The organism is Alcaligenes sp. YSL9, from assembly GCF_030515105.1.
GTDB lineage: Bacteria > Pseudomonadota > Gammaproteobacteria > Burkholderiales > Burkholderiaceae_B > Alcaligenes > Alcaligenes phenolicus.
Window position 1 is genome coordinate 1,634,049 of the sequence record NZ_JALXJU010000001.1, and the last position, 16,484, is coordinate 1,650,532.

The 16,484-nt window shown below is 55.9% G+C and carries 13 protein-coding genes and 3 tRNA genes; 8 read left to right on the forward strand and 8 right to left on the reverse strand.

Features of this window, described 5'->3' with window-relative positions; translation table 11 throughout:
- Positions 1 to 14 precede the first annotated feature (14 nt).
- A complete protein-coding gene (locus M2Q46_RS07595; protein WP_009459556.1) occupies positions 15 to 737 on the reverse strand; it encodes a GntR family transcriptional regulator in 723 nt (240 codons plus the stop codon).
- Positions 738 to 873: 136 nt separating this feature from the next.
- Here M2Q46_RS07595 and M2Q46_RS07600 point away from each other — a divergent pair, with 136 nt between their 5' ends.
- From M2Q46_RS07600 to M2Q46_RS07610, 3 genes are all read left to right on the forward strand, one after another.
- Entirely contained in the window at positions 874 to 1,599 is a 726-nt protein-coding gene (locus M2Q46_RS07600) for an alpha/beta fold hydrolase (RefSeq protein WP_302356974.1), read from the forward strand.
- Complete coding sequence (locus M2Q46_RS07605; protein ID WP_302356975.1) at positions 1,596 to 2,843, forward strand: iron-containing alcohol dehydrogenase; 1,248 nt, start codon at positions 1,596 to 1,598, stop codon at positions 2,841 to 2,843. The genes M2Q46_RS07600 and M2Q46_RS07605 overlap by 4 nt, the downstream gene beginning before the upstream one ends.
- A gap of 154 nt (positions 2,844 to 2,997) precedes the next feature.
- On the forward strand, positions 2,998 to 4,359 hold the full coding sequence (locus tag M2Q46_RS07610; RefSeq protein WP_021446915.1) for an MFS transporter: 1,362 nt from the start codon (positions 2,998 to 3,000) through the stop codon (positions 4,357 to 4,359).
- Between the two features lie 100 nt (positions 4,360 to 4,459).
- On the opposite strand, the gene M2Q46_RS07615 is transcribed toward M2Q46_RS07610, so the two are convergent.
- Complete coding sequence (locus M2Q46_RS07615) at positions 4,460 to 5,749, reverse strand: C4-dicarboxylate transporter DctA (RefSeq protein ID WP_088450611.1); 1,290 nt, start codon at positions 5,747 to 5,749, stop codon at positions 4,460 to 4,462.
- A 172-nt stretch (positions 5,750 to 5,921) separates the two neighbouring features.
- Between M2Q46_RS07615 and M2Q46_RS07620 the strand changes: the two genes are divergently transcribed.
- Positions 5,922 to 6,593, forward strand: a complete 672-nt coding sequence (locus tag M2Q46_RS07620; RefSeq protein WP_251196863.1) for a GntR family transcriptional regulator — start codon at positions 5,922 to 5,924, stop codon at positions 6,591 to 6,593.
- On the opposite strand, the gene murB is transcribed toward M2Q46_RS07620, so the two are convergent.
- Positions 6,590 to 7,600: a UDP-N-acetylmuramate dehydrogenase gene (gene murB / locus M2Q46_RS07625; RefSeq protein WP_302356976.1), complete on the reverse strand. Its 1,011-nt coding sequence runs from the start codon at positions 7,598 to 7,600 to the stop codon at positions 6,590 to 6,592. The genes M2Q46_RS07620 and murB overlap by 4 nt on opposite strands.
- Before the next feature lie 315 nt (positions 7,601 to 7,915).
- Here murB and M2Q46_RS07630 point away from each other — a divergent pair.
- The 4 genes from M2Q46_RS07630 to M2Q46_RS07645 all read left to right on the forward strand — a co-directional run bounded on the left by M2Q46_RS07630 (position 7,916) and on the right by M2Q46_RS07645 (position 10,626).
- Positions 7,916 to 7,991, forward strand: a tRNA-Gly gene (locus M2Q46_RS07630).
- A 42-nt stretch (positions 7,992 to 8,033) separates the two neighbouring features.
- Positions 8,034 to 8,107: transfer RNA gene (locus tag M2Q46_RS07635), tRNA-Cys, on the forward strand.
- A 37-nt stretch (positions 8,108 to 8,144) separates the two neighbouring features.
- Positions 8,145 to 8,220 (forward strand) — tRNA-Gly (locus M2Q46_RS07640).
- Positions 8,221 to 8,658: 438 nt separating this feature from the next.
- The gene (locus M2Q46_RS07645; RefSeq protein WP_302356977.1) at positions 8,659 to 10,626 is read left to right on the forward strand and encodes a triacylglycerol lipase; all 1,968 of its coding nucleotides are present in this window, start codon (positions 8,659 to 8,661) and stop codon (positions 10,624 to 10,626) included.
- A gap of 51 nt (positions 10,627 to 10,677) precedes the next feature.
- On the opposite strand, the gene M2Q46_RS07650 is transcribed toward M2Q46_RS07645, so the two are convergent.
- The 5 genes from M2Q46_RS07650 to M2Q46_RS07670 all read right to left on the reverse strand — a co-directional run bounded on the left by M2Q46_RS07650 (position 10,678) and on the right by M2Q46_RS07670 (position 16,445).
- Positions 10,678 to 12,084 carry an efflux transporter outer membrane subunit gene (locus tag M2Q46_RS07650; RefSeq protein WP_302356979.1) on the reverse strand — a complete coding sequence of 469 codons (1,407 nt, stop codon included), beginning with the start codon at positions 12,082 to 12,084 and terminating at the stop codon, positions 10,678 to 10,680.
- Positions 12,081 to 13,265 carry an HlyD family secretion protein gene (locus tag M2Q46_RS07655; RefSeq protein ID WP_302356980.1) on the reverse strand — a complete coding sequence of 395 codons (1,185 nt, stop codon included), beginning with the start codon at positions 13,263 to 13,265 and terminating at the stop codon, positions 12,081 to 12,083. Before M2Q46_RS07655 ends, M2Q46_RS07650 begins: the two co-directional genes overlap by 4 nt.
- Positions 13,266 to 13,280: 15 nt before the next feature.
- Positions 13,281 to 14,933 carry an MFS transporter gene (locus M2Q46_RS07660; protein WP_302356981.1) on the reverse strand — a complete coding sequence of 551 codons (1,653 nt, stop codon included), beginning with the start codon at positions 14,931 to 14,933 and terminating at the stop codon, positions 13,281 to 13,283.
- A complete protein-coding gene (locus M2Q46_RS07665) occupies positions 14,930 to 15,529 on the reverse strand; it encodes a TetR/AcrR family transcriptional regulator (RefSeq protein ID WP_080748065.1) in 600 nt (199 codons plus the stop codon). Before M2Q46_RS07665 ends, M2Q46_RS07660 begins: the two co-directional genes overlap by 4 nt.
- Positions 15,530 to 15,749: 220 nt before the next feature.
- Positions 15,750 to 16,445 carry a hypothetical protein gene (locus tag M2Q46_RS07670; RefSeq protein ID WP_302356982.1) on the reverse strand — a complete coding sequence of 232 codons (696 nt, stop codon included), beginning with the start codon at positions 16,443 to 16,445 and terminating at the stop codon, positions 15,750 to 15,752.
- Positions 16,446 to 16,484 lie beyond the last annotated feature (39 nt).

Sequence of the window (16,484 nt, forward strand, 5' to 3'; positions counted from 1 at the left end):
GGCCCTGACTGTACTTACAAGCTGGAAATCAGGGTCGTGCGGGCGAGTTCTTCGATGTAGTCCATCAAGAGATCCAGGCTTTGACCGGCCTGGTCCATATCGCCCCCGGCAATGGACATCGCCAAGTTGGCATGCAGTCTGCCCATCTGCGTTAAATCCGGATTTTGCTGATAGTGGCAGAACCAGAAACGACGGGATAGCCCATGTGTCAGACGCATCGCTGCCTCGGCAAACTCATTGCGAGCCGCCTCGATTTCCAGCTCATTCAACCGTCGATCTGCCCGGATAAAACTGACTTCATCGTTCTGGGTGGCTGCTTCCAGGAAAGCATCATGCAAGCTCTTGAATTGCTCGCGTTGATCGCGTGTCGCCCGTTTGGCCGCACTACGGCAGATCAGACGCTCGATCTCCCGTCGCGTCTCGATCAGGCGCAGTTGCTTGGGCATGTCCAGCTCTGGAATCAACAGCCCACGCTGCGGCAAGACCAGCATCAAATGTTCGCGTGCCAGCCGTTGAATAGCCTCCCGAATCGGCGTGCGGCCAATCTCGAACATCTGGCTCAAGGTCAGCTCGGACACGATGCTGCCCGGCGGCAGCTTCAGGGTAATGATGGCTTCTTCCAAACGCTCATAAGCAATGTCTGTGAGCTTGGGCTTGGGTTCCGTCAAGGCCTTGATGTCCAGCACCTCATCTTGAGCCTGCCCTTTTCCCGCTACCTTCCGCTTGCTTGTAACCATGCTGACCCTGCCTTTAAAACGCAGCGTTTGCTGCTGACACCCAAACTCTGACGCCTGCTCTGGCCCTGCAAGTACAAGGCCGGAACTGGGCAACAGCCTCATATCTTAGTTGTATTTATCTACTCCAGGAAGCCACATGAGCATTGCCTGCGATTCAAAACCGACCACCATCATTGCCGTGCATGGGATTCAGGGCACCCATCGCAGCTGGCTGCCAGTGGTCAACGCCAGCTCGAATTTGATGTCCTGGCACACCCCGGACTTGCGAGGCCGAGGCGATGCCTTTCGTGGCTCCAGCCAGGAAGATTACGGGCTGGACGGCTTTGTGCAGGATCTACGCGCCAGCATTCAAGCCTTGCCTGAACACACGCCCTATGTCCTGGCAGGCTGGAGCCTGGGCGTCTCAGTGGTGCTGCAAACCTGTCTGACTTTACTGGACGAACAGGCCCCACTGCCTCAAGCCCTGCTGTTGTTATCGGGCACAGCCAGCCTGAACCGGACTCAATGGTTCAAGGCCCAGGACACCTCTGCCTTGCTGCAAGAAATTGCAGAACGGGAACAGCGCCTGGGCCTGCTGGAGGCCGCCGGTCATCAAGACGTGGCCTGGACCTGGCTGGCGAATCGGCATCACGACCTGTACGCGCAACTCCCCCGTATTTCCATCCCCTCTTTGATCATCCACGGCGAGCAGGATCAGGACTGTCCCATTGAACACGCCCACCGGTTGGCGCAGGCACTGCCACAAGCCACCTTGCACAGCCTGCCTGATGCGGGCCACAGCATTCTGGGCTCGCACACTGAACTGATCGCCTCATTGATAGACCCCTTCTGCTCTCTACACACCGCAAGGACTGCCGTATGAACACACACGTTTTCTTTTGCCCACCACCCCGCACCCTGATGGGACGCGGCTGCCGCCATGAACTACCTGCCTTGATTGCCCACCTGGGCTGGCGTCGCGGCTTATTGATTACCGACCGTTTTTTCACCATTCAAACCACCTGGGTTCAGGACCACATCGCCGCCTGTAGAGAACAGGGAATTGAACTTGTGGTTTTTGATGGGGGCGAGCCAGATCCTTCCACTACCTTATGTGATCAGGCCACGCTGCAAGTACGTGCCCACCTGGCCGATCACCCTATCGATTTCGTATTGGCGTTGGGCGGCGGCAGCAATATAGATCTGGCTAAAGCCCTGTGTCTGACCGTCCCCACCGGGGAGCCCATACGCACCTACAGCGGGACCTGGCCCGCCCACACCAAGCCCTTGCCCTTGATCGCCCTGCCCACCACCTCCGGCACGGGATCAGAAGCAACACCGGGAGCCATTCTGGTCGACCCCGACAATGCCACCAAAATTGCCGTCATGGGCAATGCGCTGCGCCCCGCCATTGCGGTCATCGACCCGGAACTCAGCGATAGCTGCCCACCCCGCGTCACTGCCGACGCCGGTATCGATGCCCTGACCCACGCGATTGAATCCTTTGTGACGCAGGATGCCAGCCTGTTTGATCGTGGTGGCAGCCCCGACCCTGGCTATAGTGGCCGATCCAGCCTGACCATGATGTTTGCACGCGAGTCCATACGCCTGTGCGGCCAATACATGCTGCGAGCCTATCGCGACGGCACCGACACTGAAGCCCGTGATGGCATGGCCAGCGCCAGCTACTATGCCGCCCTGTCCTACGGCACGGCAGGTCTGAATGCGGTGCACGGCCTTGCCTACGCACTGGCAGGTTTGACGCATCAATCTCACGGCACCACCAATGCCGTGCTGCTGCCCTACGTTCTGGACGAACTGCGTGAAACCCGCGCCTCGGAATTACTGGAAGTCGCCCAACTACTGGGCATGCCAACCGGCAAGCCGGAAGATACCTTACTGGCCCTGCCTGCCTATGTGCGGTCGCTGGTCGAGCAACTGGACATCCCCTCGGACCTGAGCCAATGCGGCGTACAGGAGCATCAGCTGGAGCGCCTGTTGAGCGACGCCCTGCAAGTGACTCGTCTTGCCAAAGCCTTCCCGGTTGCTGACTGCACCAGCGCCTATCAACGCATTATTCAACACGCTTTTGAGGGCTCTTTAGCCGGAGCACTGGCCCATAATTAATTAGCCAGCTAAGTACATACCATTACTTAATCTTAAAATAAACACCACTAGTATCCATGTAATATATCAGTAGAAGAAAAAAGGCCTGCCATGGCCTGACGGCAGGTCACCTATACATAAACCCGCCACAAGAGCGGACCTACAGGAGACACCTATGACAGCCGTATCCCCCAATGTGGCCAATCGCCTGGAGCGATTGCCCATGACACGCTATCAACGCATGCTGTTCGGTATTATCGCGACCGCCTGGTTCTTTGACTCCATGGACCTGGGCATCATGACTTTTGTTTTAGGTTCCATCAAAGCAGAAATGGGGCTCAGCACCGCGCAGGCGGGGATGCTGGCCAGCTCCAGCTTTTTAGGCATGTTTTTGGGTGCTGCCATTGCGGGCATGCTGGCAGACAAGTACGGGCGCAAACCTGTCTTTCAATGGAGCATGATTTTTTGGGGCGTAGGAAGCCTGGCCTGTGGCCTGTCCCAAAACGTCGAGCAGTTGATGGCGTTCCGGGTGCTGCTGGGGTTTGGCATGGGAATGGAATTTCCCATCGGCCTGGCCATGGTCTCGGAGATCGTGCCCGCTAAAAGTCGCGGTCGGTACATCGCGATTCTGGAAGGCTTCTGGCCGCTGGGCTTTATCAGCGCCGGGATTCTGACCTATCTGAGCCTGGACTATATAGGCTGGCGCGGGATCTTCATTGCCCTGTCTATCCCCGCCCTGTTTGTGTTTGTGATCCGCCGTTGGGTTCCTGAGTCCCCCCGCTGGCTGGAAGAAGCAGGCCACAACGACCGCGCCGAACAAGTCACCACGGCCTTCGAACATAAAGTCATTCAGGCCAACGGTGGTCAGGCCCTGCCCTCTCCCCTGCCTCCCACTCCTTGCGAGAAGTTAAAGCGTGGCGCGCTGTTTGCCCAGCTTTGGCAAGGCCAATACGCCCGCCGCACCTTGATGCTGTGGATGCTGTGGTTCTTCTCCTTGCTGGGCTACTACGGTCTGACTACCTGGCTGGGCGCACTGTTACAACAAGCCGGATATGAAGTCACCAAGTCCGTTACCTACACCATCTATATTTCCCTGGCCGGTATTCCAGGCTTCATCTTCTCGGCCTGGTTGCTGGAGAAATGGGGTCGCAAGGCAACCATGGTCTTGATGCTGTTCGGTAGCGCCGGCTGTGCCTTTATCTATGGCCACGTCGCCACCAGTCAGGCGCCTGTTGCTCAACTGATTGGCGCTGGTTTGTGCATGCAGTTCTTCATGTTTGGCATGTGGTCGGTTTTGTATGCCTACACCCCCGAGCTGTACCCCACACGGACACGCAGCACAGGCGCAGGTTTTGCCTCTTCCATTGGCCGACTGGGTTCCTTATTCGGACCGCTGCTGGTGGGCTTTATCCTGCCCTGGACCGGTCATGCAGGCGTTTTCACCTTGGGGGCTATTTCCTTCTCCATTGCTGCTTTGGTGGTGATCGCTCTGGGCGTGGAAACCAAGGGGCGTTCGCTGGAAGAAGTTTCAGCTTAATGCTCTGATTTAATTGATGATTAGTAGACTTAAGGCTCAATAAAAAACCCGTTTCAGCCGATTTGGCTGACACGGGTTTTAAGCTCATGAACGGCTCGGCTTAATTGCCATTACTGTCCTGGCTCAGATCAACGTGAACACGCCCATCCAAAACAGCATGAGCCCGCTCTCGGTCCACGTCACCTTCCCAGGCGCCCACCACCACGGTTCCTACGCAATTACCAATCAAGTTGGTCAAGGCCCGCGCCATACCCATGAACCAGTCAACGGACAAAACCAGCACCAGACCAATGGCCGGAATAGCAGGAACCGCACTCAAGGTCGCTGCCAGAATCACAATGGCAGACCCCGGCACACCGTGCGCCCCTTTGGAGGTCAACATGGAAATGGCCAAAATGGTCATCAAATCGATAAAGGACAAGGGGGTATTGGTTGCCTGTGCAATAAACACGGCGGCCAAGGTCAGGTAGATCGAAAAACCATCCAGGTTAAAGGAATAACCTGTTGGCACCACCAAACCTACAGTGGATTGCTTGATACCCATACGCTCGAGCTTGCGCATCACTTGGGGCAAGACTGCATCAGACGACGCTGTGCCCAGTACAACCAGCAATTCCTCGCGCAAATACTTCAACAGCTTGATGATGCTAAAGCCGGTCATGCGCAGGATCAGCCCCAAGACGCCCAGCACAAAAATGGCGCACGTCACATAAAACAGTACAACCAGCAGGCCCAGCTTGCCCAAGGTGCCAAGCCCGTATTCGCCAACCGTAAAAGCGACGGCTCCCAGCACGCCCAAGGGTGCCAAACGGACGATGAAACCAATAATTTTGAAGAACACATGGGACAGCGTCTCTACCGCCGATGCTACCGGACGGCCCCGCTCCCCCAGCAAGGCAACCGCCAAACCGAACAAAATTGCAATCAGCAGCACCTGCAAAATATCGCCTGACGCAAAGGCATCCACAAACGTCGTCGGAATAATCTTCATTAAAAACCCGACGGTATCTGTGCTTTGCTCCACTCGCGAGGTATATGCAGCCATGGCACTGGCGTCCAGGGTACTGGGGTCTACATTCATCCCATGCCCAGGCGTAAAGAAGTAGCCCAGCAAAATGCCCAAGGCCAAGGCAAAGGTGGTGACAACCTCAAAGTAAATCAGGGCCTTCACCCCAACACGCCCCACCTTCTTCAAATCGCTGCTGCCACAAATTCCGTGCACCACGACACAAAACACCAAGGGAGCCACGATCATTTTGATCAGCTTGATAAAACCATCACCAAAGGGTTTGAGCGAGGCGGCGAAATCCGGCCAGATCACACCCGCCAGGACTCCCAGTATCAAGGCCACAATGACCTGTCCAAACAAGGTTCTGTACAAAAAACGCATCGTTGTCTCCTGTTGTTTTGTAAGCGCTGCCGTGTCGCTACCAGCAATCCATCAATCTAAAATCTCATCTGACATGTCAGCATATATTCAATATGAAATACCGAATATAATTAAAATCGAATATGCACAAGCAGTCGTAAAAACCCCTACAAGTACAAACCGGAGACGCTAAATGAGTATTCCCTCCTCCTCTGATGACACTTTGCTGGCCACCCAGGCGTTTCAGGCATTTCGTCATTTATTGGCTACAGGGCAGGTACGCGCGGGGCAGATGGTGTCGATGGCGGAGCTGATGAAATTAAGCGACTTCCCTCTGGCCCCAGTGCGTGAAGCGGTCAAGCGCGCGGCGGCTGCCGGGCTGGTGTCCATCTTGCCCAAGCGGGGAGTGCTGGTTCTGGAGGCAACCACGGAAGCGCTGCGGGAATGCTTCCAGCTGCGCTGTGTCTTTGATCAGGAGGGGGCCAGGATACTGGCTGGCTGTGCCAAGCAGCCCGCATTGGAGAGCTTGCGGGACAAACACGAGAAGATTCTGGAGCAGGCACAAAGCGGCCTTGTTACCACCGCTTTGCAGATTCAGGCCATGGAAGTGGACTGGGCCTTACATCGCTATCTGGCTCAAGCACTACAGAACCGCTCGGCCATGACGATCTACGAAGAGAACTGTGATCGCATCAATGTGCTGCAGCACTCGCGCCGCCCATTACCCGAGCGCATTGTGCCCGCCATGAAGGAGCATTTACAGATTCTGGATACGCTACAGGCAGGAAACCCCGAAGCGGCCATGGAAGCCGTGCGCCACCATCTGGCACAAACTCTGCGATGGTGGGGCGCGGTCGATGTTTAATTGACAATAACGGGCTCTTGTTCCAACTCCACGCCGAAGCGTTCCCGAACAGAACCCCGAATCGCCTGGGCCAGGCGTTCAATATCATGCGCAGTTCCGCCACCATGATTCACCAGCACCAAAGCCTGGCGATCGTGCACGCCCACGGCACCATCACGCTTGCCTTTCCAGCCACACTGGTCAATCAACCAGCCCGCCGCTAGTTTGCATTGGCCCTGCCCAACTTCATAAGAAACCAGATTGGGCCATTGCTGCTTCAAGGCATCACGCTGCTCGGTCTGCACAAGGGGATTCTTGAAGAAACTGCCCGCATTACCCAAGACACGAGGGTCAGGCAATTTTTGACGACGAATCTCGCAGACTGCATCAAAAATGCTTTGCGGGTCTGGCTCACCCGCCAAATGAGCTTGCTTATTAAGATCGGGGTACTCCAGCACCGGCGTCCACTGACGCGGCAAGGCAAAGCGCACCGCCAGAATCAACCAGCTCCCGGCCGAGTCGTGCTTGAAGCGACTGTCTCTATAAGCAAAGCCACACTCGGCCGCAGACAGTTCCACCTCTTTGCCTTCTTTAAAGCTCCAGGCCAGCACGCTGTGCACCCGCTGCTCCAGCTCCAGCCCGTAAGCACCAATATTCTGAACCGGAGCGGCACCCACCGTGCCAGGTATCAAGGCCAGATTTTCCAGACCGGGCCAGCCTTGATTCAAACAATACTGCACAAAGTCATGCCAGCATTCACCCGCCTGCGCTTCCACGATATAGGCATCGTCCCGCTCCTGCAGTAAACCAATCCCTTTGCTTTCTACCTTGATCACCAGGGCATCAACTTGCTCGGCCAGCACCACATTGCTGCCACCGCCCAGCACAAAGATACGCTCCCCCTGCTCCACCAGCGCTTGCAAGGCAGGCAGCTGGGTAACATTGTCATACACCACCAGGTCGCGCGCGCGGCTGCCCAAACCCAAGGTATTAAAAGAGCTCAAATCCACATTACGCTGCCTGTCCACGGCCCTGTCCCACGATCAAAGAAAGCAGTAAGCATAGCTCGGACAGACAATTTTCCGGAAAAATTTACAGAATCTATTGACAAGCTTCTTTGCTGCAGTCTATAGTTACGTTCTTGCTTAGCGCAGCGTCGGTTTCGCAGCAAAAAGCAGTTTGAAGGCAGGCTAGTTCGTTAGGCAGTACTGATAAAAAGCTTAGGCAAAATATCAAAAACGCTTGACAAACAAAGATAGCCACTCTAAACTAGCTTTCTTTACTTAATAAGCAATAGCTAATAAGTAAAACGCTGAAAACAGATTCAATCTGCACAGCAAAATGCGGGAGTAGCTCAGTTGGTAGAGCGCAACCTTGCCAAGGTTGAGGTCGCGAGTTCGAGACTCGTCTCCCGCTCCAGATTCCTAAGGGAAGCCTAGGCTTCCCTTTTTAATCGACCACGGCGCAATGGCAGAGTGGTTATGCAGCGGATTGCAAATCCGTCTAGGTCGGTTCGATTCCGGCTTGCGCCTCCAGTAATTCTGGTCACAAGTCGGTAGTGCAGTAAAAAATGCGGGAGTAGCTCAGTTGGTAGAGCGCAACCTTGCCAAGGTTGAGGTCGCGAGTTCGAGACTCGTCTCCCGCTCCAAATTCAAAAAGCCCAAACTTCGGTTTGGGCTTTTTTCTTTTCTGCTGCAAGCAGGCGTATCAAGCGCTAAAACTAGAGCAAACCGACAGTTCCACCACGCGCTGATTTAGTCCCCCCTACCCGCATAAATCCAGATCCTCACCGAGAGCTAGCGCTATACATTACAGCGATGCCTGGAACGCTGCGCCTACGAACGCAGTGCCTCCATACAGACTGAATACACCAGCGACCTACCGCGCCCGCAGCAAAGAAAACCAAGCACGCTTTGCACAGCCCAGATCCGGCTACTGCCCGTACCAGGCCTTTAGGTTAATATCGCATTTCGCACACGGATACATTCCGCAAATCTGCCGATTTGACGCCGCTGGACAGCTGCTTGAGTCCGTATCACGGCACCAAGCTCCTCTAAACCCGTCAACGAACCCACTGTAGAACGTGATGGCCTTGATTAATCCTGTACGGAACACGCTGCTTGACCTGGCACCGGTACAAGCCGTCGCGACCAGCTTGAAGCGGCTTGTATCTGGCAAGCATAGGAGCGGGCTATACAAGGCTGGGGCCATCACAGTTCTGGCCATACTGCTGAGCGGCTGCGCCGGCGTCAAAATCGCTACTGTCAGCACCGAGGACTACATTGCCCAACGCCGTGGCGACATTCTTACCACTAATAAACTCAGCGCCTCCGCACGCGATACGCTGACCAGTCTGGCTATCGCGCCCGAGCAATGCGCTAAAGATATTCCCCACTGCTCTTCCAGGCTGACAGAGCTGTGGAATCTGGACACCGAGCAGCGCATGGCCACCTTGGCCGAGATCTGGACGCAAGAGGCCTTGCGCTTGCAAGGTCGGCGCAATGCCCGGCCAGACTTCTCGACCGAGCTGTTCGATGCCTATCTGCAAAGCGCCCGCTATGCCTACGCCTATCTGTTCTTCACGGATCGCAGGCCTGGAGACCGGGCATTTGAAGACCGCCAGACCCAGGTGCGTGACTACTACAACTACGCGGTGCAGCAAGCGACCATGCTGCTGTTTGCCAAGTATCACGACACCAGCTACGCCTTCCAGAAAACTATCGAGATTGGTCGGTGGCGTATTCGTGGTGATCTGTCCCAGGTACGCGATGCCACCGCCCCTCAGCCCCATGAGCTGATTCCGGCCTCCCAATTAACATTCCGCGGGGTGCGCAGCATTTATCGGCGCGACGGTTTTGGAGCCGAGATGGTGGTCGTGAACGAGTCAAAGGATGTCACGCCGAACAGCTTTCAAAGCACTTATAGCGAGCCGCCCTTCCAGGCAGTGACGGGGATTATTACTTTCCCCGGCGAAACCCTGTCCCAGGTTCTGCAAACTCGCGACGCCACCATTATTGGCTACGATCCGTACCAGCAAACCAGCGTCAAGCTGAAAGACGTGCAAGTGCCCTTGGCGGCCAATTACACCTCTGCCTACGGGCTATGGCTGGCGCGCTCGGACTTCTCGACCCAGGCTTTGCGCACCGTCCTGGGACGGGACGGTGGTATTGAATCCCCGCATGTGTTCCTGCTGCAACCCTATGACCCGAATCGCCGCGTCATCATCATGTTGCACGGCCTAGCCAGCAGCCCGGAAGCCTGGATTAACGTCGCCAATGAGGTGCTGGGCGATGAAGAATTACGGGATCGCTATCAGATCTGGCAGGTCTACTATCCGACCAACCTGCCCCTGCCCTACAACAATGCCGAAATTCGGAAAGCTCTGACGGAAACCTTCCGGCATTTTGATCCGGACAGGAAGGCCATTGCCTCAAACAATATCGTGGTGATCGGCCATAGCATGGGCGGTGTGCTGGGACGTTTGCTGGTGTCCTCGTCCGACAATCTGCTGGAAGACGCAGCCCGCGACCGTTATCAAATGGATGATGTCAGCATCGCCAAAATGAATCAGGAGTTTGGCAATGTGGTGCACTTCTCTCCCCTGCCCGGTGTGACGACAGCGATCTTTATTGCTGCGCCTCACAAGGGCACGCCGTTTGCAGGAAATCGTATTTCACGCTTGGCGGCAGCACTGATTACCTTGCCGGTTACGGTGGTGACTCAACTCAACAAACTTAGCCAGGTGGCGGTTGGCAACACGCCCGCCAAAGATGAGATGCTGATTCTGCCCAATGGCGTGGAAAGCCTGCGCGACAGCGATCCATTCATGCAGATTACCTCCAAAATGCCGATCTCCACGCAAGTGCGGTATCACAGCATTATCGCCAACGACACGCCCAAAAAAGATCTGCTGTATTCGGACGATGGGCTGGTGCCTTATCAAAGCTCTCATCTGCCCGGCGCGACGTCGGAGCTGGTGATTCCGTTCTCCCACAGTGTGCAGGAGACGCCCGAGGCAATTCTGGAAATTCGGCGGATTTTGCGGGAGCAGTAGCAGCAAAACACATGCTCCACCTGACAGGGCCCCTCTACCGACTCTTTCAAGTTACTCCCGCTTCATCGCCTTTTCATAATCCCAGCCGCCACCCAGCGCCTTGTACAGATCCACCATATTCTGCAACTGGTTTTCCCGCACGGCGATGACCTGGTTTTCTGCCTCGTACAGATTCCGCTGCGCATCTAGTTGTTCCAGATAAGACGCATAGCCAGCCTCATAGCGATTGCGGGCGTGTTCCAAAGAGCGCTTCAAGACGTCCCGACGCGCGGTCACGTGGCTTAACTCTTCCGCAAAACGACGCTGGCCCGCCAAGGCGTTTTCCACTTCGGAAAAGGCCGTCAAAACAACGCCGCGATACGCAAAGGCCGCCTCATCGCGCTGGGCTGTTGCAGAATCAAACTGCGCCTGCAAACGGCCACGGTCAAAAATTGGTGCCAGAATGCTGCCGCCCAAACTCCAGATCTTGGTCGGGTCATAACTCAAGGCGCTGACGTACAAAGCCCCTGCCCGTGCCGACAAGGAAACCTGCGGCAAAAAGGCAGCCCGGCTGGCTGCCATGGACGCGTCCTTGGAAGCCAAACCGAGCTCTGCTCGCGCAATATCAGGACGGCGGCGTAGCAGCTCGGACGGCAAGCCAGAGCCCGGTGCAGGCAGCTCTAAAGCCGACAAGGTGGAACTGGCGTTCTGTTCATAAGCCGCAGGCAACTCCCCGGACAAGAGGCGCAAAGCATTGTGATGACGGCTAATCACCAATTCCAGCTGTGGAATATGCTGCGCTACCGCTTCCAGCTCGGACTGGGCCTGGGTCAACTCCAGCTGGGAGATATAGCCCGCATCAAACTTTTCCTGCGCCAGGCGCAAGGCTTCTGTCCGGGAGGTAGAGGTGGCCTTGGCCTGCTGCAACTGTGCATCCAGACCCAGCAAGGCAATATAGGTACGTGCTGTCTCGGAGGCGACGCTCAAGGCAATGGCATCATAATCCGCCTGCGTAGCAGACAGTTTGAGTTCAGCCGCTTTAGCCTGCGAACTCAAGCGCCCCCATAGATCCAGCTCCCAATTCAATTGCAAGGCAGGTTGTACCGCACGGCTGATTGCCATACCGCCAGGCCCCAGGGCCCGCTCTGCATGCGCGCCGGTGTCAAAAGACAAGGAAGGGCCCAAGGACGAATCCGCCAGCTGCACGGCCGCCCTGGCCTGTTCGATGCGGGTAGCGGCACTCAAGATATCGTTATTGCGTGCCAAGGCAGCTTCCACAAGCGCACTCAAGCCGGGATCGTTAAAGGCTTTCCACCAGGCCGAATCGACCACAGTGCCTTCAGAGGATGCTCCTATCCACCCGGATGGCACGGTTACCTGCGCCTGCTCGGGTGCGACCCGGTAAGCAGGCATACAGCCGGACAACAGCGCCGCGCCACTTAAGATGGCCATGCCATACGTTCTTGCAGACAGGGTCATTGTTCATGCTCCTGTTTTGTTTGAACAGGCTTATCGGAAATATCCACCTTGGCAATCACGGACATGCCGGGTCGCAAACGCTCCATACCGGGCTGATCCGCATCGATAGCAATGCGTACCGGCAAGCGCTGAACAACCTTGGTGAAGTTGCCGCTGGCATTATCCGCGCGCAGCACAGAAAACTCGGAGCCCGTGGCCGGGGCAATACGCTCTACATGACCCTGAAACTCTGTGCCATCCAGACCATCAACGGTGAATCGGGCCAACTGCCCCACATGAATACCCGCCGTCTGCGTTTCCTTGAAGTTCGCCACTACCCAACGGGTATCCGGCACCAGAAACAGCAGTTGCGAACCTGCCGTCACATACTGCCCCTGACGCACAGACGCTTCGCTGACCTGACCGGCTGCAGGCGCGGTCACCACGGTGTTATCCATATCGATGCGAGCCAAACCCAAGGCGGCTTCAGCGGATTTCACCTTGGCCTGCAAGGTCGCCCGAGCCACCTCGGTGGACTTGATGGTTTCTTCGGCAATCGCAATGTTTGCCTTGGCTTGCAGCATATTGCCGCGCCCCAGCTCGGCAGTCGCTACAGCCTGATCTCGCTCTCGCACCGAGATCGAACCTTTGTTTGCCAATTCCCTGGCACGATTACGATCCGCCTCGGAGCGACGGGCTTCAGCCTGAGCCGACACCAAGGCCGCCTTGCGAGCATCCAGGCTGGCGCGGTTCTGTGCCTGGGCTTGGTCCAGATTCGCCAACTCAGCCAAAGCCGCATCCAGTTGAGCCTGCGCCTGATGCAGTTTTTCTTTATAAATGCGCTCATCAATGCGCACCAAAGGCTGGCCCGCCTGAACTCGCTCAAAGTCCTGCACCAATACCTCGGACACATAACCGCTTACCTGCGGTGCCAGCACCGTCATTTGCCCACGTACATAGGCGTTGTCGGTAGTGACGCGAGTGGTGTTGAACGGCCCCAGGTTCCAAGCCCACAAGATCAACAGCAAACCTCCCAACAATACAAAGGCCATCGCAATGACACTGCGTTTGCTGGGTTTGATGATCTTGGGCGGCAGAGAAGGTTCAGTAGTCGGACCCAGCTTGCCATCGTTATCCGAGTCTGTCGGCGCGGCAAGCTCACTATTGCGATCCTGATTTTCAGATGAAGTGTCTTGGCTCATAAATACGGACCAGGTTTAAGAATTCGAAGAAGTGCCAGCAGCGGCTTGCGCTCGTCTGGACTGAATTGCGGGGCCAGCGGCCAGCAACACGGGCCACAACAAAAAGCCCGTCGCCAGAATGCCAATCAACAGAAAAACATCGTTGTAAGCTCGAACGCTGGCCTCGCGGCGGGCAATCTGTGCCAACTGGGCCGTGCCCGTCGCCGCCCGCAACATGGGATCAGTCACCATTGGCCCCACCGCCTGTTGCTGCTGCTTCAGTCGATTAGCCACCAGGGGTTCAGCCACATTCACATGACTGACAATGGCGGCGTAATGATGCTGCTGTCTCTGCTGCTGAAAAGTGCTCAACGTGGCAGTGCCCATCAATCCGCCCAAAGTCTGAGTGACATTGAGCAGCACAATAAAAGTCACGATATGGTCGGGGCCATACTTGAAGGCTTGTTTGAAGCCAATCATCACCAAGGGCCCCATGAACATGCCCGCGCCAATGGACAGCACAAACTGGCTATAGAAAAAATCCTGCGGGCGGTCCAGGCTGGTACGCCCAAAATCCATGAAGCTGGACACGCCAATCAGCAAAATCGCGGCAAACACCTGTACCAGAATCGTCTTGGGCCCAAAGGTGATGGCGCTGAGCACAATGCCGCACACAATGCCCACAAACACCACCCAGAACAAAGGCTGCATCTGCTCCGAGCCCATGCCCAAACTGCGCAGCATATTGACCATGCCGTAGTTCTGCTCGGTCGTGATGAAGCGCAAAATCATGGCCCCGACGGCAAAGTAAATGGTGGAACCCTGCGCCAACCACCGCACTTTCAGCAAAGGATTGACGCGGTGATATTCCAGAAACGAGCAGACGGTAAACAGGAACAAGGACGCCATCGCCATCCAGGCCAGGCTTGTGTCGTTGAACCACCAGCGGATATAGCCTTGCGTCAAGAATGCGATCAGCAAACCGGCAGCCGGAGCAAACAAGGCAAAAGCCAGGAAGTCCAGTTTTTCAAACGCCTTGATCTGATAGCCGGGGGGCAACTTCAGCAGCACTACTGCCGCAAAGGAGCACAAGGCCATGCCCGCCTCAAAGCTATACAGGCCGTGCCAATTCCCCAGCTCTATCAAGGACGGCGACAGCACCCAGGCCAAGGGCGTCGCCATTTGCGTGATACTCACTCCCAGCACCAAAGCCTTACCTAGCAGGCGTCTGGGGAAAGCTTGCAGCATGTACAAGACGCCCAGGGTGCTAGCCGCCGCACCAGAAAACCCGCTGGCACCACGCAGAAAAATCAGCGATTCAGCACTATTAATGGATAAATGAAGCAAAGCCAGAACGGCATACAAACCCAGGCCTATCTCGGCAAACAGGCGCATGCCATATTGCTGCCTGAACTTGAACACCAGCAGATTGGCGGTGATATTGACCATGGCATAGGCTGCGGGCAACCAGGCTGCCTCGGAGGGCGTCAACCCCAGCTCCCCTTGCAGCGTCGGCAAATTCACCGACACCAGGGCATTACCCAAACCACCTGTCAAACCAACCAGAATCGCAACCAGACCATAAGCCACACGGATATGCGATTCATGATGAGGGGCCGATGGCGAGCCCGGCATGAAGGGCTTTTCATGCTCTTCCCAATGCGGGTGCGCCTTGATGTACTGACTCATTCAGGCTCCCAATCAGGAGCATTACGGTCCACCTGCAACAACACGCCTTCACACAAGAACTTCAGCGAGCGTTTTACGAACAGCAGCCTTTCCTTGTCCGTGCGCCCCCGCAAGCTGGCGGCCAGCATACCAATCAACAAGGGAATATCGGTGGGCTGCAACGCCGGGTTGCACTGCCCGGCAGCCTGCCCCATTGCCAAGGGTTCGCGCGCCAGATCAACCAAACGTGCGCGCACCCCCACAATGGTGGGGTGATTGGGATCAATCGCTTTCCAGTAATCGGACATGGGAGCCGACTCCAGCGCGAACCCTGCCAGCACCTGCATCAAGACCTTGAAATCCTGAGCATTGCCTTTGCGCTTGCTTGAAAAGCGTTCTTCAATCCGGTCTGCTGCCCGTATCAGCAGCGCCTCCATCAAGGCAGCCCGGTCTGGGAAATTGCGATAGAGCGTCGCCCGTCCTACCCCTGCCTGCGACACAACCTGATCCAAAGGGGCCGTGACACCACACTTGCTAAAGACCGTGTTAGCCGCATCCAGCAACAGTTCCCGGCGTTCCAAGGCATCAGAACGATTAGGTAAATTCCGGTTTTTCATTCCGAAATTATACGGACAGTTTTGTCCGCTTAAAAAGGCATCAAGCTAAAAAAGCTGTAAGAAACGATATTCCATATATGAAATAAAGCCTGCCAAGGCACGCAGGAAAAGTCCGGGGCTGGCTGTCTGCCTTTATTGCAAAAAAAAACGTACTCCGACGAAAAAGGCGTGACCGCAAGCAGTCGCGCCCTGTTCTATTCAGATCCCACCGCGCAGGCCCTTAGCCCACTTTGGAACCACTCGAACTCTCCTTGGGCTGCTTCTTCAGCCAGCTGTCATGCAGCCATTTTTCAGTTTGCCTATGCCCGGGAAAGGTAATCCATGTGATGTCACGTTCAAAGACCATAGGCTGCTCATCCGGGCCCACAATCACCCAGAACCACAGACGATCCTCCAGATTCCGAGCCTTCACCTTCATCCCGGTCAAGGTGACCGTCTCCATACGGCCATTACGCTCCACACGAATCGGCTCGTCATGCTTGTCGATCCAATGAATTTCCATGCGAGGCAACAAGTCAGGAGCATACTGCTGCAGGAACGCACGTGCGATTTCCTCACTGCGCTGGCTGTCTGGCAAAGGACGGCCCACCAGGTCCAGAGAGATATTGGCAAAACCTTTAAGGCGACCTGACGGCGCAATTACCGAACTAAAGTGCTCGCCTTCCAGACCAGCATTACGTCCGTCCTTGCGCTCATAGCGCGTCAACACAACGGCCTCACCATCCGCACTGACCTGACGGCTCATGACCTGGGCATGGGTTTCCGGAATAAAGGCATCAATAGAAGGGCTGGCAAGCGTGCTCATGGCATTCTCCGTATTGGAAAGGACATTCTGTTGAGCCTGAGCAGGAAAAACCCAAGCCGTTTGCATCATCAAAGCGGCAAGCAAGGATGGCAAAGAAAGATGGACTCGCATAAGGCGGACTCCTGTGAAAAGAAAGCATCGCGCTAAATA

What these genes read in the sequence shown, in the direction of transcription:
- M2Q46_RS07595 (WP_009459556.1), bottom strand. Translation starts at nt 737, where the DNA reads ATGGTTACAAGCAAGCGGAAGGTAGCGGGAAAAGGGCAGGCTCAAGAT.
- M2Q46_RS07600 (WP_302356974.1), top strand. Translation starts at nt 874, where the DNA reads ATGAGCATTGCCTGCGATTCAAAACCGACCACCATCATTGCCGTGCAT.
- M2Q46_RS07605 (WP_302356975.1), top strand. Translation starts at nt 1,596, where the DNA reads ATGAACACACACGTTTTCTTTTGCCCACCACCCCGCACCCTGATGGGA.
- M2Q46_RS07610 (WP_021446915.1), top strand. Translation starts at nt 2,998, where the DNA reads ATGACAGCCGTATCCCCCAATGTGGCCAATCGCCTGGAGCGATTGCCC.
- M2Q46_RS07615 (WP_088450611.1), bottom strand. Translation starts at nt 5,749, where the DNA reads ATGCGTTTTTTGTACAGAACCTTGTTTGGACAGGTCATTGTGGCCTTG.
- M2Q46_RS07620 (WP_251196863.1), top strand. Translation starts at nt 5,922, where the DNA reads ATGAGTATTCCCTCCTCCTCTGATGACACTTTGCTGGCCACCCAGGCG.
- M2Q46_RS07645 (WP_302356977.1), top strand. Translation starts at nt 8,659, where the DNA reads ATGGCCTTGATTAATCCTGTACGGAACACGCTGCTTGACCTGGCACCG.
- M2Q46_RS07650 (WP_302356979.1), bottom strand. Translation starts at nt 12,084, where the DNA reads ATGACCCTGTCTGCAAGAACGTATGGCATGGCCATCTTAAGTGGCGCG.
- M2Q46_RS07655 (WP_302356980.1), bottom strand. Translation starts at nt 13,265, where the DNA reads ATGAGCCAAGACACTTCATCTGAAAATCAGGATCGCAATAGTGAGCTT.
- M2Q46_RS07660 (WP_302356981.1), bottom strand. Translation starts at nt 14,933, where the DNA reads ATGAGTCAGTACATCAAGGCGCACCCGCATTGGGAAGAGCATGAAAAG.
- M2Q46_RS07665 (WP_080748065.1), bottom strand. Translation starts at nt 15,529, where the DNA reads ATGAAAAACCGGAATTTACCTAATCGTTCTGATGCCTTGGAACGCCGG.
- M2Q46_RS07670 (WP_302356982.1), bottom strand. Translation starts at nt 16,445, where the DNA reads ATGCGAGTCCATCTTTCTTTGCCATCCTTGCTTGCCGCTTTGATGATG.